The sequence below is a fragment of the Stenotrophomonas sp. Ker107b genome, assembly GCF_053847245.1.
This window is the reverse complement of the sequence record NZ_JBSPHX010000001.1, coordinates 1,656,290-1,681,278: the sequence shown is the minus strand read 5'-3', so window position 1 is coordinate 1,681,278 and position 24,989 is coordinate 1,656,290. Positions and strand designations below refer to the sequence as shown.

Here is a 24,989-nt window from a genome sequence, read left to right as displayed (position 1 = left end):
GCAGCTCTGAGGCATCTTTTGAAATCCGGGAGTGAAAGGCAAAGGACATGACGCAGAATTCGTTGAAGGATGCGATCCGCGATGCACTGGACGCGCGCGCTGCCAAGCGCCATCCCACAGCTTTTGACATTGCACGGGAGGCCAGAGAGGCCAAAGCGAGCCTGGAATTGAACATGTCCTGCATGGCCCGTATCACCGTTCCTGCCGACAGCGAGCGCCACCGGGTGACCTTCCAGCTGTTGAGGGCGTCGATGGACTACGGCCGGGCGTTGCTGTTCCTCTTGGAGACCCATCCCATCGATCTTCCTGCGGTGGCCTTGGCGATGCACCGCTCCCAGATTGAGCAGTTCCTGCGGGCGGTGTTTGTCCAGTTTCTCGCAGACGACGAACAGCTGGAGGACTTTCTCCAGGAAGATCGCGGCCCCCGAAAGAAGAACGAGAAAGGAAAGTGGGTGGCTATTGCCCTCAAAGACCTGGCCGGCGACGTGGAGCAGGCCATGGCACGGATCGGGCACGACGACGAGCCTCAGAAGCTTGCTCGGACGGTGACCAACTCGTGGGACCCTCTTTGCGGACTGGTCCATGGCGGGAAGGCCATTCGGGTGATGTATCAAGACCCTAACGGGCAGATCGGCGCACATGTGCCAGCGGCCATTTTGTTTCAGACCACCGTCAACGCGGTGGCCACCACCAACTTGTGCGTCATTGCGGCACTGACCGCGGTTGGGGTTGGGGCCTTTGAGGAAAGCTCCGTTGTTGAGCAGTGTGCCAGCGGGATGTTGCACTACATGCAACGGAGGAAAGCTCGCATGGAAGAGCTGGGTTAGCCGCCGTAAAGGACCGGACACTCATTGTCGCGCTGCTCTGTACCCCGCCAACGATCGCTGGCGGGGAGAGTTGCAATCGGAGGTCTGCGAATCCTCGATTCAGGCATCACCTTGAAGGCACTGTGTGGGCCCGGAAACGCCCTGGAGCCTGTGGTCAGCATCATGCTGCCCAACGAGGACTGACGAAAGGGGAGGGGAGACCGGTCCTTGTCGTTTCGCAGTCCAAGCCCTACCGCTACCATGGGTCAACAACCAAGGAGCAGGTATGGGGATGGAAAAGTTTGACTGGTCAATGGTGGAGTTCGCGCGGACGAAGTGGAGGAGCGAGGTCATTCCGGATGCCCTGCCCATCCTCATCCGATGGGCCCAAGAGGGAGAGGCCCATTCGTATAGCGACTTGGCCCAAGAGCTCCATGACAACTACGGCCACGACATCAAACCCCGAAAAGATCTTTACGGGACTGTGGCTGGCGGTGTGGCCCAGGCGCTCCAGTGGTTGAGCGAGCAGTGGGGCAAACCGATTCCACCCCTGCACACAATCGTGGTTAACAAGGCCACGAGGCACCCAGGAGAGGGCGCCATAACGATTTCGCCGGCTTACTTCGCGGGGAAGAAGCTGGACACGGAAGACGATCGCAGGGTGTACCTTCGTGAGGCCATGGAAGACGTGTTCACGTATCCGGACTGGGACAGGGTCGCCCGTGCTCTTGGGGCCACGATGCTTGCCCCGGCGACCGGGCCGGTGGCAGAGGTTTCCTCCAATGCTCCCATTCCCTTGCCCAAGGTCCAACAGGGCGGTGGTACCGAGAGCGCCGAACACCGAGCGCTTAAACGCTGGGTGGCCAACCATCCGGAGGAGTTCATGAACTACGGCGATTTCACCGCGGGCACGAACGAGAAGCTCTTGAGTTCTGGCGATCGGTTGGACACTCAGTTCGACAACGGCAAGCATCGCCTGGCGGTGGAAGTGAAAACCAGCAAGTGCTCGGAGGACGAGCTCCAGCGAGGCGTCTACCAAGCGGTGAAGTACCGCGCCATTGTCCGGGCCGAGCAGAAGGCGATCCGCCACGTGCCCAACGGGGAGGCGGTGCTGGTTTGCACGCGCGCTCCGAACGCGGAAACCCGAGCGCTCATCAAGCGGCTGAATGTGCGGTTCCAGCAGATGCCGGCGGAGGCGGAGCAGGAATGAAATCCGATGAACTGGACCAACGCATTCGCCAAATCAATGGATTCGTTCGCGTGCTCACGCAGGAGTGCCACATCCTCGACGAACGCCGGCACATTCTGTCCCCACTCATTCAAGACCCCGAGATTCAGGCAGGGCTGAAAGCTAAGCTGGACAAGACGCCGGGTGCCAATGCCTGGAACCACTTGGCGCCGCTTCTTGGACAAGACCTAGTGCGCGATCAGTCACGGCTTTTTCTGGACAACCATTCGCGGTCCGGTAGCCTAGCCAACCTCTGGCGCAAGCTCCAAGCAGATCCCGCGATCAAGGAACACTACCGGGAGCGCTACGGGCGAATGTTCGATCACTTTCACCACGATCCGATTGGCGACCTGCCGCCCGAAAGCTCAGCTTTTTTCCAAGAGAGGTTCAGGCAGAGCGATCGGGACGAGAATTACTCGCGCTTCGATAGTGGCTGGGAAAAGGTCTTCAATGAAATGGTGATCCTTGCGGCTGATCCCGTGGCAGCGAAAATCAAGACACTGCGGGACAAGCACCACGCCCACCTGGAAATGCGCAAATTGGACGAGGAGCCCCGCGCCTTTGACATCAACACGCTTGGGTTGACCTTCAGTGAGGTCTTGGCTTTTGGCGATCGTTGCCAAGCCACCGTGGCCGAGCTGGGGCTGCTCTTGACCGGAACCTGTTGGGATCCACAGCAATACGCGTCGGTTCACGAAGCCCGAGGCAAGGCGATGTGGAAAAGCTTGGCTGGGATTTGATTTGAAAGCAAAGCAAGGGAAAGCCCAGAGGTGGCCGCAAGTGGCCAAGCCATCTGCCTTCTGAAAAGCACCATTGGTGCGAGGGCATTGCCTCCGGCCGGTTTTGGAAATCCGCAGCTTTGCCACTTTGAACTTGAAAGGATGCATGGATGCACCCACCAAGCCCAGGCCACCGATCAGCCCTCCGCATGAAGTGCTCCAAAAGGGGCGCGACGCACTACCGCTGATCGCGTTCGAACAAAGACGGCGCGCTTCGACGCGATCAGTCACCGATAACCGCCCATTCAAGATGCCCAGGCCGCTTGAGCGACGGCCCCCAAACTGCCCCTATGCCGAGGCCAACCGGCGCCCCCGCCGAGTCGCGCCAGGCGAGTGCCCCATGACACGCTTATACGCGCGACTGAAAGCAGCCTGCGACGCGTAGCCAAGGCGCTCTGCCACCACCTCGATGGATAGGCTTTGCTGAGTCAGCCATTGACTCGCCAATTGCATTCGCAGCTCAGTCACGTATCGCAGGGGCGCGGTTCCAATCACACTCTGGAACCGGTCTGCAAAGACAGATCGCGAGATGTTGGATTCTGCAGCCAGCGCTTCGACGGTCCAGTCACGCCCGGGGTCTCTGTGCAGGGCAAGCAACGACAGCGACAGACGAGGGTCGCGCATGGCCATGACCAGGCCGGATGCGCCGTCGCAACCGCGCTCGACCCAGTCACGCACGATCATGGCCGCGACGGCATCCGCCAGCCGGGCGAGTATGCCTGCATAGCCAATGCGTCCGGAGCACACCTCGCGCTTCATCGCGTCGACCATCGGCAAGAGTCCAGGAAACGCAGTGGCGTTGCCATCAGCCAACATCACCGCCGGCATCAACTTGCTCAATCCTTGCATGCCACCCAGATCAAACAGCATGCATCCGTGGAAAAGCACTGCGCTTGGCACGGCATGTGTGCTCGGGCATGTGTCTATCCCGCTCACCGCGTCGCCCAGTGGGGCGGCGTCTATCGTTTCCAGACACTGGACGGGATGGTCCTCGCCCGACAGCAGCGCGTGGCCTTCTCCGCGGGGAAGAAGCACGACATCCCCGGCGGAGAGAACGTGTTGGCTGCCGTCCGCGCCTCGAAGGATCGCACTGCCCACTGCCAGGTAATGGAAGTAGGCATGGCCTGGCTTCGGGAGGAATCCAAGTCCAAAGGTCGGCCCGGTCTGGATGCGTCGGTATTGAACGCCATGCAGTCGCATGCCGGTCAGCAGCTCGCTGATCAGGTCGGTGGACTGGGGTGGAGCGTGGCTCATTGAGACGGCTCGGGGTTTCGATCAAAAATACAGGTTGGACAATCATAGATCATCCTGACCTGGCTCCCTAGACTCTCGGCTGCACCAATGCACTGGGATCTGTGATGAGCAATAACGTAGTTGATGCCGCGAACACGCCTGATTCTGTGGCCAGGGAGAGCGGGGAGCCGTCTTCATCGGCATGGGTGGCGGTGTTTTCGCTGGCCATGGGGGTCTTTGGGCTGCTCACGGCGGAATATCTGCCTGCCAGCCTGTTGACGCCGATGGCGGCGGACCTGGGGGTGTCGGAGGCGCTGGCCGGTCAAGCAGTGACAGTCACCGCTGTCGTGGCATTGTTCGCCGGCCTGCTTGTGCCACGGCTGACCCGTTTGATGGACAGGCGCGTGGTGCTGTTGAGCTTCACGGGTCTGATGATCCTCTCCAACGCCTTGGTGGCGCTGTCTTCCAGCATGGGAGTGCTCCTGGTGATGCGTGTCCTTCTGGGCATCGCGCTGGGCGGGTTCTGGAGCATGGCAGCGGCCGTGGCCATGCGGTTGGTGCCGCCACAGCGCGTGCCTCGCGCGCTGTCCATCATCTTCAGTGGCATTGCGGTCGGCACGGTGGTGTCGGTTCCTTTGGGGAGCTACCTCGGCGGGTTGCTGGGCTGGCGCAGCGCTTTCTGGGCCGCGACGGCGGTAGGGGGACTCACGTTTGCGTTCCAGTGGTTCACGCTGCCCCGAATGGCGCCGCGCAAGGCGGCGCTCCCAGAGTCGGTGGTGGGCCTGTTGCGCCGGCCAGGCATTGCGGTCGGAATGCTGGGCTGCGTTCTGGCGCACACCGGTCAGTACTCGCTCTTTACTTACATCCGCCCAACGTTGGAGAGCTTGGGGCAGATGAGCGCTGATGGCCTCGCGCTGATTCTGCTCGGATTCGGTGTGGCGAACTTTGTCGGCACACTCCTGGCCGGCTGGCTCATGGAGCGCAGTCTGAAAGTCACGTTGGTGATCATGCCTGCCATGGTTGGCGTCGCCGCGCTTGGCATGGTGTTGTTGCCGGTGGGCGTTGGCGGGCTTTCGATCCTGGTCGCGCTCTGGGGACTGGCTTTCGGTGGCGTGCCTGTTGCCTGGTCGAGCTGGGTCGCGCGTGCGGTACCCGATCAGGCCGAGAGTGCCGGCGGGATGGTGGTTGCTGCGGTGCAGTCGTCCATCGCAGCGGGAGCCGCCTTGGGCGGCCTGGTGTTCGGGCTGGGGGGCATCGTGGCAGTCCTTACCGTTGCCGCGGCAGTGATGCTCCTGGCCAGCCTGCTCATTGCGTTGCGGGTCAGGGTGAGCTCGCCGACGTTGTCGGCAGGCCCGGCGTTTCATAGTTAGCCGACAGTCGACCACTTCCGCTAGAGTGTCGCACCCTGTTTGAACTGGCGCCCGCATACGAGCATGCGCTTAGAGGACGTTGTTGTTGATGATGTTGAAAGCTCTGGTGGTGTTGTTCTTGGTGTTGGCTTCGGTTCCTGGCATGGCAGCAGAGCTGGTCGGCCGCGCGACGGTCACGGACGGGGACACGCTCACCGTGGCGAAGCAGCGCATTCGCCTGTGGGGCATCGATGCGCCGGAGAGCGCCCAGCAATGCACCGCCAACGACGGACGTCCATGGCCCTGTGGCCGACGGTCCGCTGCTGCGCTGGACGGCTATGTGCTGGACAAGACCGTTCGTTGCCAGCCCAAGGACACGGACCGCTACGGCCGGGTGGTGGCGGAGTGCTTTGTCCAAGGGCAGTCGGTCAATCGGCGGATGGTGCGCGCGGGTTGGGCGGTCGCGTATCGCGAATATGCGACGGCATTCATCCCAGATGAAGCCGACGCGCGCCAGCACCAGCGGAACCTCTGGCAGGGGCCGTTCCAGATGCCAGCTGACTATCGTCGCAGCAAGCGTGAGCAGACGGCACGACAATCCCCGGTGGCCGCTCCGCCGGCGGCGGGAGGATGCCGCATCAAGGGCAACATCTCCCGCGAAGGCAGGAAGATCTACCACGTGCCAGGCCAGCGGGACTACGAACGCACGAGCATCGACCTGAGCCGCGGCGAGCGCATGTTCTGCAGCCCTGCGGATGCCATGCGCGCAGGGTGGCAGCCGGCGAAGCGCTGAGCGTCTCAACCCCTCCCATGCAGGCGGCGACGCAGCGCGCCCGCCGCTGCCGCGATGGCCATCGCAGGCAGCGCGAGGACCAGCGCGTATACCAGCCCGGCCAGCAACAACGGACCAACGCCCGACATCACGACCACCACCGGCACCTGCAGCGCCATGAGCAACAGTCCCCATAGCCACGCCTTCCGGGGGAAACAGGCGCCTAGCACTGCGGCAATGGCCAATGCGATGGGATAGACGACGGTCCAGAACGCAGGCGCGTCCCAAGGCTCGCCCCCGGGCGTCCGCCAGGCCACCAGCACCCAGAACACCACGCCGACCTTCAGCGTGACAGCAGTTGCTGCAATGGAATTTCCCGTCATCCGCATTGTTGGTCTCCCGCACGAAGATGCAGGATGCCACTGTTGCGTTGACGGTGTATGACTCGCACTGGCACGGGGATGCGCAGCAGCAGCCAGGCGCGTGTAGGTGCTGGAGCAGGAGCTTCGACGGCTCTGCAACGGGTGCCGACGCCACGCGGGTTTGACGGATTCGCCAGGAACGAATCGGGACAGGTAAATGTCCCATTGCTTTGTGTGGTTGTACGTATCCTCCGGCCGGGATAGAGTCGAAACCACGCGGATAATCCAGGGGAAGGAAATGGCGTCAGTAGCGCTTCGGGTGCGTGCAGAGAAACAGTCTGCGGAAGCGGCTGAAGAAACGTAAGGGAGTGCGGCCTGCATGGCCACACCATAGTCCCGCCATTCAATATTGTTGGATTTACTGGAAAAGGCTATGCATCGTCTGCTGACATTGATGCTGATGGTTTCAATGCCGGTGGCTGCTGCCGAGCCTGCAGGTTCCATGCCCGTTCGATTTCAGGGTGAATGGGCTGCAGGGCCTGCGTATTGCGGCAGCGAGATCGATGACACGGCGATTACCATTCGGGCCAAACGAATCATCTACTGGGAAAGCGATGGGCCGATCAAAGCTGTCGTGGTAAACGGAAAGAATGAGGTGGCGTTGATCGCCGAGCTATCGGGTGAGGGCGACACATGGCTTGCAACCGCACAGTTCAAGCTTAGTGATGACGGGAACAGGCTGACCTCCATTAGCGACTCAGGCCGCGAGATTGTTCGATACCGATGTCCGCAACGTGCTCGCGTTTCTGGCTGATGGACGTTCATGATGCTGCGTGAAAACGGCATGCAGCCAAATCATCCCAAGTTGATGGCGCAGATGCACCATCAAGTCGCTTGCATGCAATTCGCTTTCTCGCGTAACAGCACACCCTACAACTGGCCTTTGATCCCCCGATAATCCCGCGGCGACATCCCCACGGTCGCCTTGAACTGCCGTGCAAATGCGCTTTGATCCGCAAAACCGCACTGCTGCCCGATGCTGGCGATGCTCTCATCGCCATGCAGCAGGCGCATCGCCGCTTCGATCCGCAGTTTCGTGAGTAGTTGCTGCGGCGTCACCTGGAACACGCGCCGGAAGTGGCGCTCCAGCTGTGCAACGGACAGCTCGGCGAGATTGGCCAGCGACTGCACGCGCAGCTGTTCGTCGTAATGGTTCTGCATGTGTTCCAGCACCTTGTTCAATCGTTCGAACGCCGAGTGCTTGTTGTCGGGCTGGCCGAGATCGCGTGAGACACCGATGACACCGGACACCTCGTCGTTCTGGCACAACGGACATTTGAACGTCAGGCACCAGCCCGGCATGCGGTTGGGATACAGATGCACTTCCAGTTGGTTGTCGATGACTTCGCCGCACAGCACGCGACGGTCCTGAATGGTGTAGCTGCCACCGAGGGGAAGCGGGAACAGCTCAAGCGCGGTTCTGCCGATCACGTCGCTGCGCTGCTTGCGGCCGAGGCGTCGCACCAGGGTCAGGTTGCAGTGTGTGTAACGCCCCTCCTGGTCCTTGATGAAGAACACCACTTCAGGGAGTTCATCGAACAAAGACTGCATTTCTTTGCCGGAAAGGTTGACGTCCATCGAATCCACTGGCGGTCTGCTGGAGGGCATGTGGCTCCGATCCTAGCGCAAAGCGGGGCGCCTGCAAGCGGCGTCGATTGTGCAGATTTCCGCATTTGCCACCGCCATTCCACGCTAGTCGCGGTGGTGGCCGGATGGGAGCATCGTTGCCATGCATACCATCGACGTGATCGACTCCCACACCGCCGGCGAGCCTACCCGGGTCGTCCTTTCCGGCTTCCCCGACCTGGGCGAGGGCGACCTTGCGCAGTGCCGCGAGCGCTTCCGTACCGAGTTCGACCACTGGCGCAGTGCGATCGCCTGTGAGCCTCGTGGCTCGGACACGATGGTCGGCGCGCTGCTGCTGCCGCCGCGGGATCCGCGCGCCTGCGTCGGGGTGATCTTCTTCAACAATGTGGGCTATCTGGGCATGTGTGGCCACGGCACCATCGGGGTGGTCCGCACGTTGCTGGAGCTCGGGCGGATCGGACCGGGACAGCACCTGATCGAGACGCCGGTCGGTAACGTCGGTGTCGACCTGGACGCGGCCGGCAACATCGCCGTCGACAACGTGGAAAGCTACCGGCATGCCGCGGGGATCGAGGTGGAGGTGGCCGGCCATGGCCGTGTGCGCGGCGACATCGCCTGGGGCGGCAACTGGTTCTACATCACCGAGCAGTCTCCGTGCGCACTGGAGCTGTCGAACCAGCGCGAGCTCACTGCCTATACCGAGGCCATCCGCCAGGCGCTGGCGGCCGCGGGCATCACCGGTGCAGACGGTGGCGAGATTGACCATGTCGAGGTGAATGGCCTCGCACCGGATGGCAGCGGCCAGGCGCGCAATTTCGTGTTGTGCCCGGGCCTGGCCTATGACCGCTCGCCGTGTGGCACCGGTACCAGCGCCAAGCTGGCCTGTCTGGCGGCGGACGGCAAGCTGGCCGAGGGGGCGCGCTGGATCCAGCAGGGCATTCTGGGCAGCGCCTTCGAAGGCAGCTACCGGTTGAGTGGGCGTGGCATCGCACCGCGCATCAGCGGCACCGCGCACATCACTGCCCGGGCCCAGTTGTTGATCGATCCGGTCGACCCGTTCGCCTGGGGCATCGGTGCCGAGGCCAGCGCGCACGGATGAACACCTACGACCTGATCATCGTCGGCGCCGGCATTGTCGGTGCAGCGTGCGCGGAAGCCGCCGCGGCCGAAGGCCTGCGCGTGGCGGTGATCGAGCCGGGCCCGGTCGGTGGCGGCTCGACGGCGGCGGCGATGGGGCATCTGGTGGCGATGGATGACGATCCGGCGGAGTTGGCGCTGTCGGCTTACTCGCTGCGGCTGTGGGAACGCTATGCGCGCCTGAAAGAGGCCGAGTTCAGCCGCTGTGGCACCTTGTGGGTGGCACGTAACGTACGCGAGCTGGAGACGGTACCGGCCAAGATCGCCCGGTTGGCGCAGGCGGGCATCGATGCGGCACTGGTCGATGCCACGCAGCTGTACCAGTTCGAGCCGAACCTGGTGCCCGGCCTGGCCGGGGGCATGCGGGTCGCCAGCGAGGCGGTGGTGTATCCACCCCGCATGGCGCGTTATCTGGTCGACCAGGCCTGCCAACACGGTGCGCAGCTGTATGTCGGGCGCCGCGTGGTCGGGCTGCTCGATCACGGGGTGCGTCTGGATGATGGCGAAGCGCTGTCCGGTCCGGTGCTGGTGGCAAGCGGCGTGGATCTGCCACAGCTGTTGCCGGAGCTGCCGATGCGTCCACGCAAGGGTCAGCTGGTCATCACCGACCGCTACCCGGGCCTGGTCCATCACCAGCTGCTGGCCTTGGACTATGCGGATTCGGCACATGGCGATGCGGACACCAGCGTTGCCTTCAACGTGCAGCCGCGGCCCACCGGACAGATCCTGATCGGCTCCTCTCGCCAATTCAACGTGTCCGATCGTGACGTGTCGTTGCCGCTGTTGCGGCAGATGCTGGGACAGGCCTTTGCGTTCCTGCCGGTGCTGCGCGATCTGCAGGCGATCCGCATCTGGACCGGAGTGCGCCCGGCCACGCCGGATGGGCGGCCTTACGTGGGGCCGGTACTGGGGCGGCGCAGTGTATGGGTGGCAGCGGGCCATGAAGGCTTGGGTGTCACCACGGCACTGGGCACGGCGCGTTTGATCGTGGACAGCGTGCTGGGCCGCACGCCGGCGATCGACCCGGCCCCCTATCTGCCGGACCGCGCGATCACCGGAGTGGCCGCATGAGCTCGCGCGTGTGTCTGTCGGTCAACGCAACGCCCGTCCACGTGCCTGAAGGGGCAACGGTGGCGGTGGCGATCGCGCTCGCCGGTGGCGCCTTCCGGACGTCGCGCGGCGGGGAGCCGCGCGCGCCGTTGTGCGGCATGGGCGTGTGTTTTGAGTGCCGGGTGCGCATTGATGGGATTGCCCAGCTGCGCGCCTGCATGACCCCGGCGCGCGAAGGCATGCAGGTACGTACCGATGGCTGAGTCCGTGCGGCATTACGACGTGCTGGTGGTGGGCGCCGGTCCAGCCGGGCTGGCCGCTGCCCGTGCCGCGGCCGCGCATGGCGTGCGTGTGGGCATCGTGGATGCGCAGCCGCGCGCCGGTGGCCAGGTCTGGCGTCACGATGTGGCCCATGGTGCGCCGCCGATGGCGCGACGCGCGCTGGACATCCTCGGTGCCGGCCAGGTCGAGTGGCTCGCCCAGACCCAGGTGACGATGGCCCAATCGGGCTGGCTGCTGGCCGACAGCCCTGCCGGTGCCCGCGAACTGCACTACGGTAGCCTGGTGCTGGCCACCGGCGCGCGCGAGTTGCTGTTGCCATTCCCCGGCTGGACGCTGCCCGGTGTGACGGGTGCGGGGGGCGCGCAGGCGCTGGCCAAGCAGGGCTGGCCCCTGGCGGGCCGGCGCGTGGTGGTGGCCGGCAGTGGCCCCTTGCTGTTGGCCAGCGCGGCAACACTGCGTCGCCACGGTGCACGCGTGCTGGGGATTCATGAGCAGGCCTCGCGGCGCGCGTTGGCCGGCTTCGCACTGCGGCTGCCGCGCTGGCCGAGCAAGGCCTTGCAGGCCGCTGCGCTGCAGGTGCAGCTGGCCGGCATCGGCTACCACGCCGGGAGCGTGGTGGTGGGTGCGTATGGCGACACGCAGCTGCGCGAAATCGAGATCGAGGGTCCGCGCGGCCGCCACCATATCGCGTGCGATCAGCTCGCGGTCGGCTACGGTCTGGTGCCGAACACTGAACTGGCTGAGCTGCTCGGCTGCCGTCTGGAACGCAGCGGTGCGCACCCGCAGGTGGCGGTCGATGCGCTGCTGCGCAGCAGCGTGGCCAATGTCTTCGCGGCAGGTGAAGCGCTGGGCATCGGCGGGCGCGACAGCGCGCTGGTCGAAGGCGCCATCGCCGGCTGCATGGCGGCCGGGGGCACCGATGCCGCACAGGCGCTGCAGTCGCGGCGCCGCCAGGTGCGCGCGTTCGCCACCGAACTCCAGCGCACCTTTGCGCTGGATCCGCGCGTCCACGCCCTGGCGCAGGACGACACTCTGATCTGCCGTTGCGAAGACGTGCCACTGCGCGCGTTGCGTGGTTTCACCGACCCGCGCGACGCCAAGCTCGCCTCGCGCTGTGGCATGGGCGCCTGCCAAGGCCGTATCTGCGGCACCGCACTGGCCGAACTCGGCCTGGGCGATGCCGAACGTTCCACCGATGGCGGCCGCCGGCCGCCCTTGTTCCCGGTCCGCCTCGCGGCGCTGGCCGACTCCTTCACCGACGACTCGCAAGGGATACATCCATGAGCAATGCCTCTTTCTGGAAGGGCGTCCTGCCCGCCATCACCACCCCGTTCCATGCCGACGGCAGCGTCGATCACGCGTTCCTGGCCAAGCACGCGGTGCAGCTGGTCGATGCTGGTTCCACCGCCATCGTGCCGCTGGGCTCGCTGGGCGAAGCGGCGACGCTGAGCTTTGATGAGAAGGTGGCCATCGTCGCCACCCTGGTGAAGGCGGTCGGCGACCGCGTGCCGGTGGTGCCGGGCATCGCCGCGCTGTCCACCGAGGAAGCGGTCAAGCTGGCGCAGGCGGTCAAGGCCGCCGGTGCAGGTGGCCTGATGGTGCTGCCGGTATATGTGTACACGTCCGATTGGCACGAGGCTGCCGCGCATGCGCGCGCCGTGTTGGGTGCCACCGATCTGCCGTGCATCCTCTACAACAACCCGGTGGCCTACCGCACCGACATCCTGCCGGCCCAGATCGCGCAGCTGGCCGGTGAGTTCGCCAACCTGCAGGCCGTCAAGGAATCCTCGGGTGAGATCCGCCGCTTCGCGGCGATCAAGGAACTGCTGGGCGACCGCCTGGTGCTGCTGGTCGGCATGGACGATGCGATCGTGGAAGGCTTGGCGATGGGCGCCGAAGGCTGGATTGCGGGCCTGGTGAACGCCTATCCGGTGGAGTCGGTGCAGCTGTTCGAGCTGGCCCGTGATGGCGGGTACGCCGCTTCTGCGGAGCTGTACAACTGGTTCCTGCCGCTGCTGCGCCTGGATACCGTGCCCAAGTTCGTCCAGCTGATCAAACTGGTCCAGGCCAAGGTCGGGCTGGGCAGCGAAACCGTGCGCGCCCCGCGTCTGGTGGTCGAAGGCGCCGAACGTGCGGACGCACTGGCCATCATCGACCACGCCATTGCAACCAAGAAGGCCTGATATGACGCATGTCGAACCGCTTCTGCTGGCGGGACGCTGGCAACCGAGCCTGTCGCTGCAGGGAAGCTTCCGCGCGGCGGATCCCACCACCGGCGAGCACATCGGACCCGCATTCCCCGTCAGCGGTGCGGCCGACATCGAGACCGCGGTCGCGGCGGCCAGTGCGGTGGCGGCCGAGCTGGCCGCCGCACCCGTCTCGCGCGTCGCGGCCTTCCTGGAGGCTTACGCCGACGCGCTGGATGCCGATGCGGACACGCTGGTGGCACTGGCCCACGCCGAAACCGCGTTGCCGGCCCCCACGCGTCTGCGCGGCAACGAGCTGCCGCGCACCACCGGCCAGCTGCGCCAGGCCGCAGTGGCCGTGCGCAGCTTCAGCTGGACCCAGCCGGTGATCGACACCGCTGCGGGACTGCGCTCGCACCTTGCGCCCCTGTCCAAGCCGGTGCTGGTGTTCGGCCCCAACAATTTCCCGTTCGCGTTCAACGCGATCGCGGGCAGCGATTTCGCCTCGGCGATCGCAGCCCGCAATCCGGTGATCGCCAAAGCCCATCCGCTGCACCCGGCCACCAGCCAGCGCATGGCGCAGCTTGCCCACACCGCGTTGGTACAGGCCGGGCTGCCGGCGGCGGCGGTGCAACTGCTGTATCAGTTCGACAATCCGCTGGGCCTGGCGCTGGCCGGCGACGCGCGGCTGGGGGCGATCGGCTTCACCGGCAGCCGTGGCGGTGGCCTGGCGCTGAAAGCTGCCGCCGATGCAGCCGGTGTGCCGTTCTACGCTGAACTCTCCAGCGTCAATCCGGTCTTCATGCTGCCGGGCGTGCTGGCCGAACGCGGCGAGGCCCTCGCGCAGGAGTTCTTTGCATCCTGCACGCTGGGCAGTGGTCAGTTCTGCACCAACCCGGGCGTGGTGGTGGTGCCGCACGGTTCCGATGGCGATGCCTTCGTTGCCGCCGCCACGTCGCACTTCGCTGCGGCCGCGCCGATGGTGTTGTTCTCCCAGGGCGGCCTGGACCATCTGGCCCACGGGGTGGCGACGCTGCGCGGGGCCGGTGCGCAACTGCTGGCCGGCGGTGCGGCCGGCGAGGGCGGCTATCGGTATGTGCCGACGCTGCTGAGCGTGGATGCCGAGGCGTTCATCGCCCAGCCGCAGGTACTGCAGACCGAAGCCTTCGGTCCGGTCAGTCTGCTGGTGCGGGTCGCGGATACTGAGGCGATGGCGCAGGTCGCTGCGGCGTTCGAGGGCAACCTGACCGGCACGCTGTACCGCGCGGCCGATGGCAGCGACGACGCGGCGTGGCAGCGGATTGCTCCGGCGCTGCGCGCGCGGGTGGGCCGCCTGATCAATTCGAAGATGCCGACCGGCGTAGCGGTGAGCGCGGCGCAGAACCACGGTGGACCGTTCCCGAGCACCGGCCACCCCGGTTTCACCTCGGTGGGCATGCCGGGTGCGATCCACCGTTTCGCGGCGCTGCACAGCTACGACGCGGTACCCGATCCCTTGCTGCCGGTGGAACTGCGCGACCGCAATCCCGGCGGCGTGCAACGCAACATCGATGGCGTTGGCACCACGGCGGATGCGGGGAGCGCGGCATGAGCGGGCAGATCGGTGGGCTCAGCCTGGCCCAGGCACAGGCCCAGCTCAAGCCCTGGGAGGATCGTGCGCCGGCCATCGCTGCGGACGAGTATCAGGCGCGTATCGCGCATGCGCGGGCGCTGATGCAGGCGCAGGGCGTGGATGCGCTGCTGGTCGGCGCGGGCACGTCGCTGCGTTACTTCAGCGGCGTGCCGTGGGGCGCAACCGAGCGCCTGGTGGGCCTGCTGCTGACGCTCAGCGGGGAGCCGCTGCTGGTGTGCCCGGTATTCGAGGAAGGCTCGCTGGATGCCGTGCTGAAGCTCCCGGCCAGGAAGCGGCTGTGGGAGGAACACGACGATCCGTATGCACTGGTTGCCGCAGTGATGGCCGAGCGCGGTGCGCGCACGTTGGCGCTGGATCCGGGCATTGCCTTCGGCGTGCATACGGGCCTGGCCAGGCACCTGCCTGCGGCGGTGATCGGCGATGCCACCGCGATCATCGACGGTTGCCGCATGTGCAAGTCGCCGGCCGAGCTGGCGCTGATGCAGCAGGCCTGCGACATGACCCTGCAGGTGCATCGCCTTGCCGCCGGCATCGCTCGTGAAGGGATCGGTACGGACGAACTCGTGCGCTTCATCGACCAGGCACACCGTGCGCTGGGCGCCGACAACGGGTCCACGTTCTGCATCGTGCAGTTCGGCCATGCCACCGCATTTCCGCACGGCATCCCGGGTGTTCAGCATCTGGCCGAGGGCCAGCTGGTGCTGATCGATACCGGTTGCACGGTGCAGGGGTACCACTCCGACATCACGCGCACGTGGATCTTCGGCACCCCCGATGATGCGCAGCGCCGCATCTGGGCGCTGGAGCATGCAGCGCAGGCGGCTGCCTTCGCGGCGGTGCGTCCCGGGGTGACCTGCGCGTCGGTCGATGCTGCCGCCCGCGCAGTGCTGGAGGCGGCCGGGCTCGGCCCGGACTATCGCTTGCCGGGCCTGCCGCATCGTACCGGCCACGGCTGCGGCCTCGCCATCCATGAGGCGCCGTACCTGGTGCGCGGCAATGACACCGTTCTGCAGCCCGGCATGTGCTGCAGCAATGAACCGATGATCGTGGTGCCGGGTGCATTCGGTGTCCGGCTCGAGGACCACTTTTTCGTGACCGCGCAGGGCGCGCAGTGGTTCACCCCACCGTCGCCGGCCATCGATCGCCCGTTCGCCTGATGCCTCTTTCGTGATCGCTGCTACTGGAGTTGATGCATGGCCCTGTTCCGTCCTCTCGCCATCGGTCTGCTGGCTGCCGCGCTGGCCACTGCCTGCCAACCGTCCACCGCCCCGCCGGCGAACGTTGAAAAACCGGCCGGCGCCGATGCCATCGCCCCTTCGGCGAAGGCCTTCGATGCGCTGCTGGATGAGCAGTGGCAGTATCAGCTGGCGCACAGCCCGGAGTTCGCCAGCATCATCGGCGACAAGCGCTACAACGACCGCTGGACCGATTACAGCCTGAGCGCTGTTGCTGCAGATCGCGCGGCAACGGCCGGGCTGCTGGCGCGCTTCGATGCGGTCGATGCCACGGCACTGGATGAGCAGCGGCAGCTGAGCCTGCAGATGATGCAGCGGCAGCTGCGAGACAAGCTGACCACGATCGATCTGAAAACACATGAGATGCCGCTGGAGCCGGTCGGTGGCATCCAGCTGGGATTGGCCGGGATGGGCGATGCCTTCCCGTTCGAGAACGCCAAGGACTACCAGGACTACATCGCGCGGCTCAATGCCGTTCCGGCCCTGCTGGACCAGATCATCGAGGTCTCGCGGCAGGGTGCGAAGGATGGCCTGGTGCAGCCACGCTATCTGCTCGACAGGCTGCCCGCGCAGATCGCCAGCATCGCTGCACCAGCCGGTGCCGACAGTGCGTTCGCCTCGCCGTTGAAGAAACTGGACGCGGCCGTGGCCGACCCGGCGCAGCGCGAGGCCATCCGCACCCAGCTGATGGCTGCCATTGACGGGCAGGTGCGCCCGGCCTACACCCGTCTGGCGGCCTTCGTGAAGGACGAGTACGCGGCGAAAGGGCGGGAGCACGAAGGCCTCTGGTCGCTGCCTGACGGCGACAAGCGCTATCTGTTCGCCGTGCATACCCAGACCACCACGGACAAATCGCCCGAGGAGATCCATCAGATCGGTCTGGCGGAAGTCGCGCGGATCGAAGGCGAGATGACCCGGATTGCCATCGGGCAGGGCTACCCGGACCTGGCCAGCTTCCGCAAGGCGGTGGCCACCGACAAGCGCCACTTCGCCACCTCCGGCGACCAGATCCTGACGTTGTATCGCGGCTACATCGCCGACATGGAGCCGGAGCTTCCCAAATTGTTCGGCAACCTGCCCAAGACGCCGCTGGAGGTACAGGGAATGCCGGCCTTCCGTCGCGAAGCGCCCGGTGCCGAGTACTGGCAGAGCAATCCGCAGGGCACCAAGCCGGCGATCGTGATGGTCAACGCCAACGATGCGACCGAACGCACGCTGGTCAACATCGAAACCACGGCGTATCACGAGGGTGTACCGGGGCATCACCTGCAGATTTCGTTGTCGCAGACATTGCCGCTGCCGCCGTTCCGCCAGCAGGCCGGCTACAACGCCTTCATCGAAGGCTGGGCGTTGTATGCCGAACAGCTGGCCGGCGAGGTCGGCTTCTTCAAGGATCCCTACAGCCGGTACGGCCACCTGGCTGGCGAGCTGCTGCGTGCCAACCGCCTGGTGCTGGACACCGGCGTGCACTACAAGCGCTGGACCCGCCAGCAGATGGTGGACTTCTTCCACGCCCATCCCTCCGACGATGAGCCCAGCATCCAGGCCGAGACCGACCGCTACATCGTCTGGCCGGGGCAGGCACTGGGCTACAAGATCGGCCAGCTCGACATCCTCGCCCTGCGCGCCCGTGCAGAGCAGGCGCTGGGTGACCGGTTCGACATCCGCGCGTTCCACGACGCGGTGCTGGGCGGCGGCGCGATGCCGCTGGACCTGCTCGACGCCCGTATCGAGGCCTGGATCGCCCAGGCCCAGGCCGCACCGGTGCGCAGCGCCGACGCCACCGCCAAGGAGACCCGATGAACCTGCGTTCCCCTCTGTCGCTTGCCCTGCTGTTGGGCATCAGCGCGACCGGCCTGATGACCCCGTCTGCCGACGCCGCAGGCGCGGGTGCCACCGCTGGCACCGCGACCGCCAATGACGCTGCGGCACGCTTCAAGGCGCTGTACACGCGCGAATGGAGCTGGCGCGCGCAACAACAGGCCGGGGGCGATGACGAGAACGGTGGAGGGCGGCCGGCAGACCACCTGCCCAAGGTCGACCCGGCGACGCAGGACATGCGCACCGCGTACTGGCAGCAGGTATTGAAGGAACTGGATACGGTTCCGCAGGCGCAGCTGCCGGCGGTGGACCAGGAGAACTACCAGGTCTACCGGCAGCAGATCGAGGTGCTGCTGGACCAGCAGCGCTACCGTGCCTGGGAAATGCCGTTCAACAGCGATACCGCGTTCTGGACCAATCTGGGGTTCACCGCGCGCGGCACCTTCCATAGCGCCGATGACTATCGCCGCTATCTGGCACAGCTGGCCGACATCCCGCGCTACTTCAACGACCAGACCGCCAACATGCGCGCCGGCCTGGCGCGTGGCTTCAGTCAACCGCGGGTGACGCTCACCGGCCGTGACCAGTCGATCGCCGATGTGGCGCAGGCCACGGGCGAGGCGAATCTGTTCTACACCCCGTTCAAGCAGATGCCGGCCAGCATTCCGCCCGCGCAACAGGCCCAGCTACGGCAGCAGGCGCTGGCGGCGATCTCCGGCAGCGTGATCCCGGCGTACAACGCGCTGCTGCGCTTCATGCGCGAGGAGTATGTGCCCAAGGCTCGTACCACGCTGGCCGGCGAAGCGCTGCCGGATGGAAAAGCGTATTACCGCGCGCAGATCCGCGAATTCGTCACCCGCGACATGTCGCCTGCGCAGATCCACCAGATCGGCCTGGATGAAGTGGCGCGGCTGCGCGCGGAGATGCAGCAGGTGATGGACGAGGTGGGGTACAAGGGCAGCTTCGCCGATTTCCTGACCTTCCTGCGGACCGATCCGCAGTTCTATGCCAAAACGCCGCAGGAACTGCTGAACCACGCCGCCTGGATCGCCAAGACCATGGACGGCAATCTCGGTCGCTACTTCGGTCGTGTGCCGCGCCAGCGCTTCACCATCAAGCCGGTACCCGATGATCTGGCACCGTTCTACACCGGTGGGCGCGGCGGGCTGGATACCTATTGGCTCAATACCTACAACCTGCCGTCGCGGCCGCTGTACGTGCTGCCGGCACTGACCCTGCACGAATCCTCGCCCGGCCACTCGCTGCAGATGTCGCTGGCGGCCGAAGACACGGGCCTGCCCGACTTCCGTCGTTACACCTACATCTCCGCCTATGGAGAGGGCTGGGCACTGTACTGCGAATACCTTGGTCAGGAGATGGGCATGTACACCACGCCCTACGAGCGCTTCGGCTACCTGACCTACCAGATGTGGCGTGCAGCGCGGCTGGTGATCGACACCGGCGTGCACAGCCAGGGCTGGAGCCGCGAACAGGCGCTGGCCTACCTGCGCGACAACGCGGCGCTGAGCGAGCATGAAATCACCACCGAGGTCGACCGCTACATCGCCTGGCCGGGCCAGGCGTTGTCGTACTACCTCGGTGAGCTGGAGATCCTCACGCTGCGCCGGAAGGCCGAGGCCGCGCTGGGCGAGCGGTTCGACATCCGCCACTTCCATGATGCGGTGCTGTCGCTCGGGTCGGTGCCGCTGCCGGTGCTGGAGGCGCGCATCGACCGCTTCATCGCCGAGGGCGGCACGTCGCCATGGGCGGATGGCCCGCGCTGACGCACCGAACCTTCTTCGCCTGCACGTTGCGGCGCTGCTGCCGCAACGGTAACGGCCCGCAACGTTTCACCGGAGCACGCTCATGGCTTCAGCAGGAAAGTTCCACAAACGCCTCAGCCTGACCGATCTGACCTTCATCGGCCTGGGCTCGATCTTCGGCTCAGGCTGGTTGTTCGCCGCCAGTCATGTGTCTTCCATCGCCGGGCCGGCCGGCATCCTGTCGTGGATCATCGGCGGCATCGCGGTGTTCCTGCTCGGCCTGGTGTATTGCGAACTGGGCGCAGCGCTGCCCAGGGCCGGCGGCGTGGTGCGCTACCCGGAGTACTCGCATGGCACGCTGCTGGGCTGGCTGACCGGCTTCATCACGTTGATCGCGTTCTCCAGCCTGATCGCGATCGAGGTGGAAGCCTGCCGACAGTACGCCGCCGCGTGGTTTCCCTCGCTGAGCCAGCCCGGCAGCAGCCATCCCACGTTGCTGGGCTGGCTGTTGCAGTTCGGGCTGCTGGTGCTGTTCTTCCTGCTGAACTACTTCAGCGTCAAGACGTTCGCGCGGGCCAACAACATCATCAGCGTGTTCAAGTTCCTGGTGCCGCTGCTGGTGATCGTGCTGCTGCTTGCGCACTTCAATCCGGACAACCTGACCAGCCAGGGCTTTGCCCCCTCCGGCATGGCGGGCGTGGAGGCGGCGATCTCCGCCGGTGGCATCATCTTCGCCTACCTGGGGCTGACCCCGATCGTGTCGGTGGCCAGCGAGGTGCGTAATCCACAGCGCACGATCCCCATCGCGCTGATCCTCTCGGTGGCGCTGTCCACGGTGATCTATGTGCTGCTGCAGGTGTCCTTCCTCGGCGCGGTGCCCGGCGATGTGCTGGCCAACGGCTGGGCCGGAATGGACAAGGTGTTCTCGCTGCCCTATCGCGATATCGCGCTCGCCCTGGGCATGGGCTGGCTGGCGACGCTGGTGGTGGCCGACGCAGTGGTGTCGCCCAGCGGCACCGGCAACATCTACATGAATGCCACGCCGCGCGTGGTGTACGGGTGGGCACGCAGCAGCGGCTTCCTCTCCATCCTGACCCGGGTGGATGCAAAGTCGGGCATTCCGCGCCCGGCACTGTGGCTGAGCTTTGCGCTGTCGGTGTTCTGGACACTGCCGTTCCCCTCGTGGGAGACGCTGATCGGGGTGGTCTCGGCGGCGCTGGTGCTGAGCTACGCCATCGCGCCGGTCACGGTCGCGGCGCTGCGCCGTAGTGCGCCGGACCTGGAGCGCCCGTTCCGGGTGAAAGGGCTGGCAGTGTTGGGGCCGCTGTCGTTCGTGATCGCCGCCTTGATCGTCTACTGGTCGACCTGGACCACGGTCTCGTGGCTGCTTGGCCTGCAGGTCGTGATCTATGTCGGTTATGTCGTGTCGCAGCTGTTCAATCCGCAGCGGCGCGCACGCGTGGTGCGCCAGGTGCGCAGCTCGGCCTGGCTGATCGCGTTCTTCCTTCTGGTGATGGGCGTGTCGTGGCTGGGCACGTTCGGGGGCATCGGTGTGATCGCGCACCCGTGGGATACCGCCTGTGTGGCGGTGATTGCATTTTTCATCTATCACTGGGGCGCGCGCAGCGGTCTGAGCAGCGCGGAACTCAAACTGGAGCAAGACGATGGTGAGTAAGTGGCAGGCACGGATCGCTCTGGCCTGCATCGCGTGGGTGGCTGCTTCGGCCACTGCCGCGCCAGGCGTCGCCGACTACGAGCGATCACTGGGTCTGCGCGAGGCATGGAGCGGGCTGACCCGCGACGTGGCGTTCCCGGCGCAGTGGCGCAGCGACGGTCACTTCTATTACCGGCACACGGTGGAGGGGGGCTTTGCGTTCGTGCTTGGCACACCGGGCAGCGATGCACTGCAGCCGGCATTTGATGCCGCACGGCTGGCGCAGGGGCTCTCCCAGGCAAGCCGGCAGCCCCAGACCGCCCTGAAGCTGCCGTTCTCGCGGTTCGACTATGTGGCCGAAGGCAACGACCCGAACGGTGCGATCCGCTTCTACCAGGACAGCGACTACACGCCCTGGCGTTGCACGCTGCGTGACTACGTCTGTGCGCCAGTCGCCACACCCGGGCGGCCTCGCGGGTTTGGCGTGGTGCGCGACCTGCGCATCGCGGCCGACAACGCGCCGCGTCGCTCCCCGGATGGCAAGTGGGAGGCCTACGCCGAAGGCTTCGATGTGGTGCTGCGATCCATCGCCGATGGCGGTGTGAAGCGACTGACGCGTGATGGCCGCAGCGATGCGTTCTACGATCCGGAGACGCTGGCCTGGTCGCCGGATTCGCAGCATCTGGCGGTGTATCGGGTGAAGCCGGGGTTGGCCCGGCTGGTCAACCGGGTTGAAACGTCACCCCGCGGGCAGCTGCAGCCGCTGCTGCAGACGCAGCTGTATCCCAAGCCGGGCGATCCGGTCGACATCGAGCAGCCGGTGCTGTTCGACGTGGATGGCACCCGCAAGGACATCGATACCCCACTGCTGGCCAACCCCTACGAGCTCTCGCCGATCCAGTGGCGCAGCGACAGCAGCAGTTTCAGCCTGCAGTACGTGCAGCGCGGCTTCCAGGCGGTGCGCATGGTGGCCGTGGATGCGGCCAGCGGCCGCGCGCATGCGGCGGTGGAGGAAACGGCGAAGACCTTCGTGTATGCCGATCGCACCTACGCCCATGATGTGGGTGGGCTGGGCAAGGAAATTCTGTGGATCTCCGAACGCGATGGCTGGCGGCACCTGTATCGGGTGGACGGGACCAGCGGTAAGGTGCTCAAGCAGATCACCCGCGGTGCGTGGGTGGTGCGCGACGTGCTGCGCGTGGACGATGCACAGCGACGGATCTGGTTCACGGCCAGCGGCATGGATGAAGGCAGGGATCCCTACCAGCGGCATCTGTTCCGGGTGGATTTCGATGGCAAGGGCCTGACCCGCCTGACCGATGCGCCGGCCGACCACGACATCGCGATCTCCGATGATGGCCGGTTCTACATCGATGTGTACTCGCGCCCGGACATGGCCCCCATCGCCGAACTGCGCAGCATCGACGGCACGCGGCTGCGCGAACTTGCGCGTGGCGACATTTCGCGGCTGCTGGCCGCCGGCTGGAAGCCCCCGGAGAGCGTCGTGGCGAAGGGCCGCGACGGCAGGACCGGCATCTGGGGGATGGTGGTGCGGCCGCGGGACTACGACCCGGGCAAGCGCTACCCGGTGATCGAGAACATCTACGCCGGTCCGCACGATGCGTTCGTGCCGAAGACCTTCTGGCCGTTCGGGTATCACTCCGGCGGCGACAAGCAGATCGGCATGCAGGCGCTGGCCGATCTGGGCTTCATCGTCGTGCAGATCGACGGCATGGGTACCGCCCATCGCTCCAAGGCCTTCCATGACGTGGCCTGGAAAAACCTGGGCGATTCCGGCTTCCCGGACCGCATCGCCTGGCACAAGGCGATGGCCGCCCGCGATCCGTCGTACGACATCAGCCGCGGTGTCGGTATCTACGGGGCCTCCGCCGGCGGCCAGAGCACGCTGGGCGCGCTTGAGCTGCACCCGGAGCTGTACACCGTGGGCGTGGCGATGGCGGGCTGCTTCGACAACCGCATGGACAAGATCAGCTGGAATGAGCAGTGGATGGGCTGGCCGGTGGATGAGCATTACGCGCGCGCCTCCGGTGTGGTCAACGCAGCCGGACTTCGCGGCGACCTGCTGCTGGTCGTGGGCGAGCAGGACAGCAACGTCGATCCCGCCTCGACCGCACAGGTGGTGGACGCCCTGATCCAGGCAGGCAAGGACTTTGATCTGCTGAACGTGCCGGGGGGCGAGCATTCGGTCGGCCGCTCCACCGGTCCCATCGAGTACGTGACCCGTCGCCAGTTCGACTTCTTCGTCCGCCACCTGATGAAGGCGCCGACGCCGCACTGGAATTCGCGCGCGGCGCAACAGCAATGAGGATCGCCTTCCTGACCCGGCTGCCGCTGCGCCGCGTGGTTGCTGCGGCGATCATGACATTGGCCGGCCTGTCCACGACCGCCTGGGCAGCAGAGCAGATGCCGCGCTTCGTGACCGGGAACGGCCGCCACGCGCTGTTCGTGGATGGGGCACCCTATACCGTGCTGGCCGCGCAGCTGCACAATTCCAGTGCGTGGCCGGCGGTGCTGCCAGGTGCACTGGACCAGGTGGTGGCACTGAATGCCAACACGGTGGAGGCGCCGGTGTACTGGGAGCAGTTCGAGCCCATGCCGGGCCAGTACGACACCACCAACGTGGACGCGCTGATCGAGCAGGCCCGCAAGCGCAACCTGCGTGTGGCGCTGCTGTGGTTCGGCAGCTGGAAGAACGGGCAGATGCACTATGTGCCGGAGTGGATCAAGCGCGATGCCGGCACCTACCCACGTGTGCTGGATGAGCGCGGCCAGCCGGTGGATGTGCTGTCGCCGTACGCCGCCGCCAATGTGGAGGCCGACGCACGTGCATTCACGGCACTGATGCGGCACCTGCGCAAGGTTGATGGCCAACGCCATACGGTGATCCTGGTGCAGGTGGAGAACGAGCCCGGCACCGTGGGCGCGGTGCGCGACCATGGCGCGGCGGCCAATGCGGCCTTCGCGCAGCCGGTACCGGTGGCGATCACCACCCGGCTGGGCAAGCCCCCCGGCACGTGGCGGCAGGTGTTCGGGCCGGAGGCCGACGAAGCGTTCAATGCCTATGGCACCGCGCACTACATCGAACAGGTGGCCGCGGCCGGCAAACGCGCCTACGCCATGCCGATGTACGTCAATACCTGGCTGCGCTACAAGGGCAAGAAGTTCCCGGGCGTGGACTATCCCTCCGGCGGGGCAACGGTCAATGTCTTCGACCTGTGGCGTGCGGCCACCCCGTCGATCGATTTCATCGGCACCGACATCTACACCAGCGATTACAACGAATACACCAAGGTGATCGGCCAGTACGCCCGTCCGGACAACCCGGCATGGGTCTCCGAGACCGGCTTCGAGCCAGCCACCGCGCCGTATCTGTTCCATGTGCTGGGGCAGGGCGGTCTCGGGTTTTCGGTGTTTGGCATGGATGGCCTGGACTCGCCCGAAAAGCAGGCGGCGACCGCTGCGCATGCAGCCAATTTCGGACAGTTGGCACCGCTCCAGCGGATGCTCGCCAAGGCCGCGTTCGAGGGCCGCCTGCAGGCCGTGGCCGAACAGCCCGGCCAGCCCCGGCGCACCCTGCACTTCGGCGACTGGGACGTGCAGGTCTCCTACGGCGCACCGTACTGGGGGGATGCCGATCCCATCCTGCCCGGCAACCCCGACCACGGCGGCCGCCTGCTGGTGGTGCAGACGGCGGCTGACCAGTTCCTGCTGACCGGCTTTTCCGCCCGTGCGGAGTTCGTGCGCGTGGCGGACGATGCGCAGCACGGGCAACTGCTGCGGGTGGAGCAGGGGCGCTACGTGGACGGCCAGTGGCGGTTCGAGCGATTGCTCAACGGTGACCAGACCGACTACGGGCTCAATTTCGTGCGCGATTCGCCACCGGTGCTGCGGGTCACGGTCGGCACGTACTGACGTGTGACCGTGATCGCCACGCCGCGCTGGCGCAGGGCGGTCTATGCGGAAAACCGCATCGAAGGCAGGGGTGCGCGACAAGACGCCGGGACCTGCGCCGCGCAGCATGAAGGCTGGTC

At 65.8% G+C, this 24,989-nt stretch carries 21 protein-coding genes; 18 read left to right on the top strand and 3 right to left on the bottom strand.

The features are described from left to right. Window positions 1-47 precede the first annotated feature (47 nt). The 3 genes from ACWV8V_RS07660 (at window position 48) to ACWV8V_RS07650 (ending at window position 2,774) form a co-directional block, all read left to right on the top strand. The gene (locus ACWV8V_RS07660; RefSeq protein ID WP_455899376.1) at window positions 48-827 is read left to right on the top strand and encodes a DUF6988 family protein; all 780 of its coding nucleotides are present in this window, start codon (window positions 48-50) and stop codon (window positions 825-827) included. A 271-nt stretch (window positions 828-1,098) separates the two neighbouring features. Next, window positions 1,099-2,016: a hypothetical protein gene (locus ACWV8V_RS07655; protein ID WP_455899375.1), complete on the top strand. Its 918-nt coding sequence runs from the start codon at window positions 1,099-1,101 to the stop codon at window positions 2,014-2,016. Then, the gene (locus ACWV8V_RS07650; RefSeq protein ID WP_455899374.1) at window positions 2,013-2,774 is read left to right on the top strand and encodes an AbiU2 domain-containing protein; all 762 of its coding nucleotides are present in this window, start codon (window positions 2,013-2,015) and stop codon (window positions 2,772-2,774) included. Before ACWV8V_RS07655 ends, ACWV8V_RS07650 begins: the two co-directional genes overlap by 4 nt. Before the next feature lie 327 nt (window positions 2,775-3,101). On the opposite strand, the gene ACWV8V_RS07645 is transcribed toward ACWV8V_RS07650, so the two are convergent. Beyond that, window positions 3,102-4,067, bottom strand: coding sequence for an AraC family transcriptional regulator (locus ACWV8V_RS07645; protein ID WP_455899373.1), 966 nt, complete (start codon window positions 4,065-4,067; stop codon window positions 3,102-3,104). Between the two features lie 104 nt (window positions 4,068-4,171). On the opposite strand from ACWV8V_RS07645, the gene ACWV8V_RS07640 reads away from it, so the two are divergent. Together ACWV8V_RS07640 and ACWV8V_RS07635 are read left to right on the top strand one after the other, a co-directional pair. Then, window positions 4,172-5,416: an MFS transporter gene (locus ACWV8V_RS07640; RefSeq protein WP_455899372.1), complete on the top strand. Its 1,245-nt coding sequence runs from the start codon at window positions 4,172-4,174 to the stop codon at window positions 5,414-5,416. Between the two features lie 88 nt (window positions 5,417-5,504). After that, entirely contained in the window at window positions 5,505-6,188 is a 684-nt protein-coding gene (locus tag ACWV8V_RS07635) for a thermonuclease family protein (protein WP_259260065.1), read from the top strand. 5 nt (window positions 6,189-6,193) lie between these two features. Here ACWV8V_RS07635 and ACWV8V_RS07630 read toward each other — a convergent pair whose 3' ends face one another. Continuing rightward, window positions 6,194-6,550, bottom strand: a complete 357-nt coding sequence (locus ACWV8V_RS07630; protein WP_259259666.1) for a hypothetical protein — start codon at window positions 6,548-6,550, stop codon at window positions 6,194-6,196. Between the two features lie 412 nt (window positions 6,551-6,962). Between ACWV8V_RS07630 and ACWV8V_RS07625 the strand changes: the two genes are divergently transcribed. Beyond that, window positions 6,963-7,343, top strand: a complete 381-nt coding sequence (locus ACWV8V_RS07625; RefSeq protein WP_259259668.1) for a hypothetical protein — start codon at window positions 6,963-6,965, stop codon at window positions 7,341-7,343. 116 nt (window positions 7,344-7,459) lie between these two features. On the opposite strand, the gene ACWV8V_RS07620 is transcribed toward ACWV8V_RS07625, so the two are convergent. Beyond that, window positions 7,460-8,176, bottom strand: coding sequence for a helix-turn-helix domain-containing protein (locus ACWV8V_RS07620; RefSeq protein ID WP_455899622.1), 717 nt, complete (start codon window positions 8,174-8,176; stop codon window positions 7,460-7,462). 142 nt (window positions 8,177-8,318) lie between these two features. Between ACWV8V_RS07620 and ACWV8V_RS07615 the strand changes: the two genes are divergently transcribed. From ACWV8V_RS07615 to ACWV8V_RS07560, 12 genes are all read left to right on the top strand, one after another. Next, window positions 8,319-9,275 carry a proline racemase family protein gene (locus ACWV8V_RS07615; protein ID WP_259259669.1) on the top strand — a complete coding sequence of 319 codons (957 nt, stop codon included), beginning with the start codon at window positions 8,319-8,321 and terminating at the stop codon, window positions 9,273-9,275. Further along, window positions 9,272-10,384: an NAD(P)/FAD-dependent oxidoreductase gene (locus ACWV8V_RS07610; RefSeq protein ID WP_259259671.1), complete on the top strand. Its 1,113-nt coding sequence runs from the start codon at window positions 9,272-9,274 to the stop codon at window positions 10,382-10,384. Before ACWV8V_RS07615 ends, ACWV8V_RS07610 begins: the two co-directional genes overlap by 4 nt. Continuing rightward, the gene (locus ACWV8V_RS07605) at window positions 10,381-10,626 is read left to right on the top strand and encodes a (2Fe-2S)-binding protein (RefSeq protein WP_259259673.1); all 246 of its coding nucleotides are present in this window, start codon (window positions 10,381-10,383) and stop codon (window positions 10,624-10,626) included. Before ACWV8V_RS07610 ends, ACWV8V_RS07605 begins: the two co-directional genes overlap by 4 nt. Next, window positions 10,619-11,929 carry an FAD-dependent oxidoreductase gene (locus ACWV8V_RS07600; RefSeq protein ID WP_455899371.1) on the top strand — a complete coding sequence of 437 codons (1,311 nt, stop codon included), beginning with the start codon at window positions 10,619-10,621 and terminating at the stop codon, window positions 11,927-11,929. Before ACWV8V_RS07605 ends, ACWV8V_RS07600 begins: the two co-directional genes overlap by 8 nt. Further along, window positions 11,926-12,828, top strand: coding sequence for a dihydrodipicolinate synthase family protein (locus tag ACWV8V_RS07595; RefSeq protein ID WP_259259676.1), 903 nt, complete (start codon window positions 11,926-11,928; stop codon window positions 12,826-12,828). The genes ACWV8V_RS07600 and ACWV8V_RS07595 overlap by 4 nt, the downstream gene beginning before the upstream one ends. Before the next feature lies 1 nt (window position 12,829). After that, window positions 12,830-14,422, top strand: a complete 1,593-nt coding sequence (locus ACWV8V_RS07590; RefSeq protein WP_455899370.1) for an aldehyde dehydrogenase family protein — start codon at window positions 12,830-12,832, stop codon at window positions 14,420-14,422. Continuing rightward, window positions 14,419-15,621 (top strand): M24 family metallopeptidase, encoded by a 1,203-nt coding sequence (locus ACWV8V_RS07585; RefSeq protein ID WP_455899369.1) that lies wholly within the window; start codon window positions 14,419-14,421, stop codon window positions 15,619-15,621. Before ACWV8V_RS07590 ends, ACWV8V_RS07585 begins: the two co-directional genes overlap by 4 nt. A 36-nt stretch (window positions 15,622-15,657) precedes the next feature. Further along, a complete protein-coding gene (locus ACWV8V_RS07580) occupies window positions 15,658-17,502 on the top strand; it encodes a DUF885 domain-containing protein (protein ID WP_455899368.1) in 1,845 nt (614 codons plus the stop codon). Beyond that, entirely contained in the window at window positions 17,499-19,304 is a 1,806-nt protein-coding gene (locus tag ACWV8V_RS07575) for a DUF885 domain-containing protein (RefSeq protein ID WP_455899367.1), read from the top strand. The genes ACWV8V_RS07580 and ACWV8V_RS07575 overlap by 4 nt, the downstream gene beginning before the upstream one ends. An 82-nt stretch (window positions 19,305-19,386) precedes the next feature. Beyond that, entirely contained in the window at window positions 19,387-20,958 is a 1,572-nt protein-coding gene (locus ACWV8V_RS07570; protein WP_259259681.1) for an APC family permease, read from the top strand. Then, entirely contained in the window at window positions 20,948-23,263 is a 2,316-nt protein-coding gene (locus tag ACWV8V_RS07565) for a DPP IV N-terminal domain-containing protein (RefSeq protein WP_455899366.1), read from the top strand. The genes ACWV8V_RS07570 and ACWV8V_RS07565 overlap by 11 nt, the downstream gene beginning before the upstream one ends. Then, window positions 23,260-24,870, top strand: a complete 1,611-nt coding sequence (locus ACWV8V_RS07560; RefSeq protein ID WP_455899365.1) for a DUF5597 domain-containing protein — start codon at window positions 23,260-23,262, stop codon at window positions 24,868-24,870. The genes ACWV8V_RS07565 and ACWV8V_RS07560 overlap by 4 nt, the downstream gene beginning before the upstream one ends. The last annotated feature ends 119 nt before the right edge of the window (window positions 24,871-24,989 follow it).

What these genes read in the sequence shown, in the direction of transcription:
- ACWV8V_RS07655 (WP_455899375.1), top strand. Translation starts at nt 1,099, where the DNA reads ATGGAAAAGTTTGACTGGTCAATGGTGGAGTTCGCGCGGACGAAGTGG.
- ACWV8V_RS07650 (WP_455899374.1), top strand. Translation starts at nt 2,013, where the DNA reads ATGAAATCCGATGAACTGGACCAACGCATTCGCCAAATCAATGGATTC.
- ACWV8V_RS07560 (WP_455899365.1), top strand. Translation starts at nt 23,260, where the DNA reads ATGAGGATCGCCTTCCTGACCCGGCTGCCGCTGCGCCGCGTGGTTGCT.
- ACWV8V_RS07575 (WP_455899367.1), top strand. Translation starts at nt 17,499, where the DNA reads ATGAACCTGCGTTCCCCTCTGTCGCTTGCCCTGCTGTTGGGCATCAGC.
- ACWV8V_RS07635 (WP_259260065.1), top strand. Translation starts at nt 5,505, where the DNA reads ATGATGTTGAAAGCTCTGGTGGTGTTGTTCTTGGTGTTGGCTTCGGTT.
- ACWV8V_RS07595 (WP_259259676.1), top strand. Translation starts at nt 11,926, where the DNA reads ATGAGCAATGCCTCTTTCTGGAAGGGCGTCCTGCCCGCCATCACCACC.
- ACWV8V_RS07630 (WP_259259666.1), bottom strand. Translation starts at nt 6,550, where the DNA reads ATGACGGGAAATTCCATTGCAGCAACTGCTGTCACGCTGAAGGTCGGC.
- ACWV8V_RS07605 (WP_259259673.1), top strand. Translation starts at nt 10,381, where the DNA reads ATGAGCTCGCGCGTGTGTCTGTCGGTCAACGCAACGCCCGTCCACGTG.
- ACWV8V_RS07590 (WP_455899370.1), top strand. Translation starts at nt 12,830, where the DNA reads ATGACGCATGTCGAACCGCTTCTGCTGGCGGGACGCTGGCAACCGAGC.
- ACWV8V_RS07580 (WP_455899368.1), top strand. Translation starts at nt 15,658, where the DNA reads ATGGCCCTGTTCCGTCCTCTCGCCATCGGTCTGCTGGCTGCCGCGCTG.
- ACWV8V_RS07565 (WP_455899366.1), top strand. Translation starts at nt 20,948, where the DNA reads ATGGTGAGTAAGTGGCAGGCACGGATCGCTCTGGCCTGCATCGCGTGG.
- ACWV8V_RS07660 (WP_455899376.1), top strand. Translation starts at nt 48, where the DNA reads ATGACGCAGAATTCGTTGAAGGATGCGATCCGCGATGCACTGGACGCG.
- ACWV8V_RS07640 (WP_455899372.1), top strand. Translation starts at nt 4,172, where the DNA reads ATGAGCAATAACGTAGTTGATGCCGCGAACACGCCTGATTCTGTGGCC.
- ACWV8V_RS07570 (WP_259259681.1), top strand. Translation starts at nt 19,387, where the DNA reads ATGGCTTCAGCAGGAAAGTTCCACAAACGCCTCAGCCTGACCGATCTG.
- ACWV8V_RS07615 (WP_259259669.1), top strand. Translation starts at nt 8,319, where the DNA reads ATGCATACCATCGACGTGATCGACTCCCACACCGCCGGCGAGCCTACC.
- ACWV8V_RS07600 (WP_455899371.1), top strand. Translation starts at nt 10,619, where the DNA reads ATGGCTGAGTCCGTGCGGCATTACGACGTGCTGGTGGTGGGCGCCGGT.
- ACWV8V_RS07610 (WP_259259671.1), top strand. Translation starts at nt 9,272, where the DNA reads ATGAACACCTACGACCTGATCATCGTCGGCGCCGGCATTGTCGGTGCA.
- ACWV8V_RS07625 (WP_259259668.1), top strand. Translation starts at nt 6,963, where the DNA reads ATGCATCGTCTGCTGACATTGATGCTGATGGTTTCAATGCCGGTGGCT.
- ACWV8V_RS07585 (WP_455899369.1), top strand. Translation starts at nt 14,419, where the DNA reads ATGAGCGGGCAGATCGGTGGGCTCAGCCTGGCCCAGGCACAGGCCCAG.
- ACWV8V_RS07645 (WP_455899373.1), bottom strand. Translation starts at nt 4,067, where the DNA reads ATGAGCCACGCTCCACCCCAGTCCACCGACCTGATCAGCGAGCTGCTG.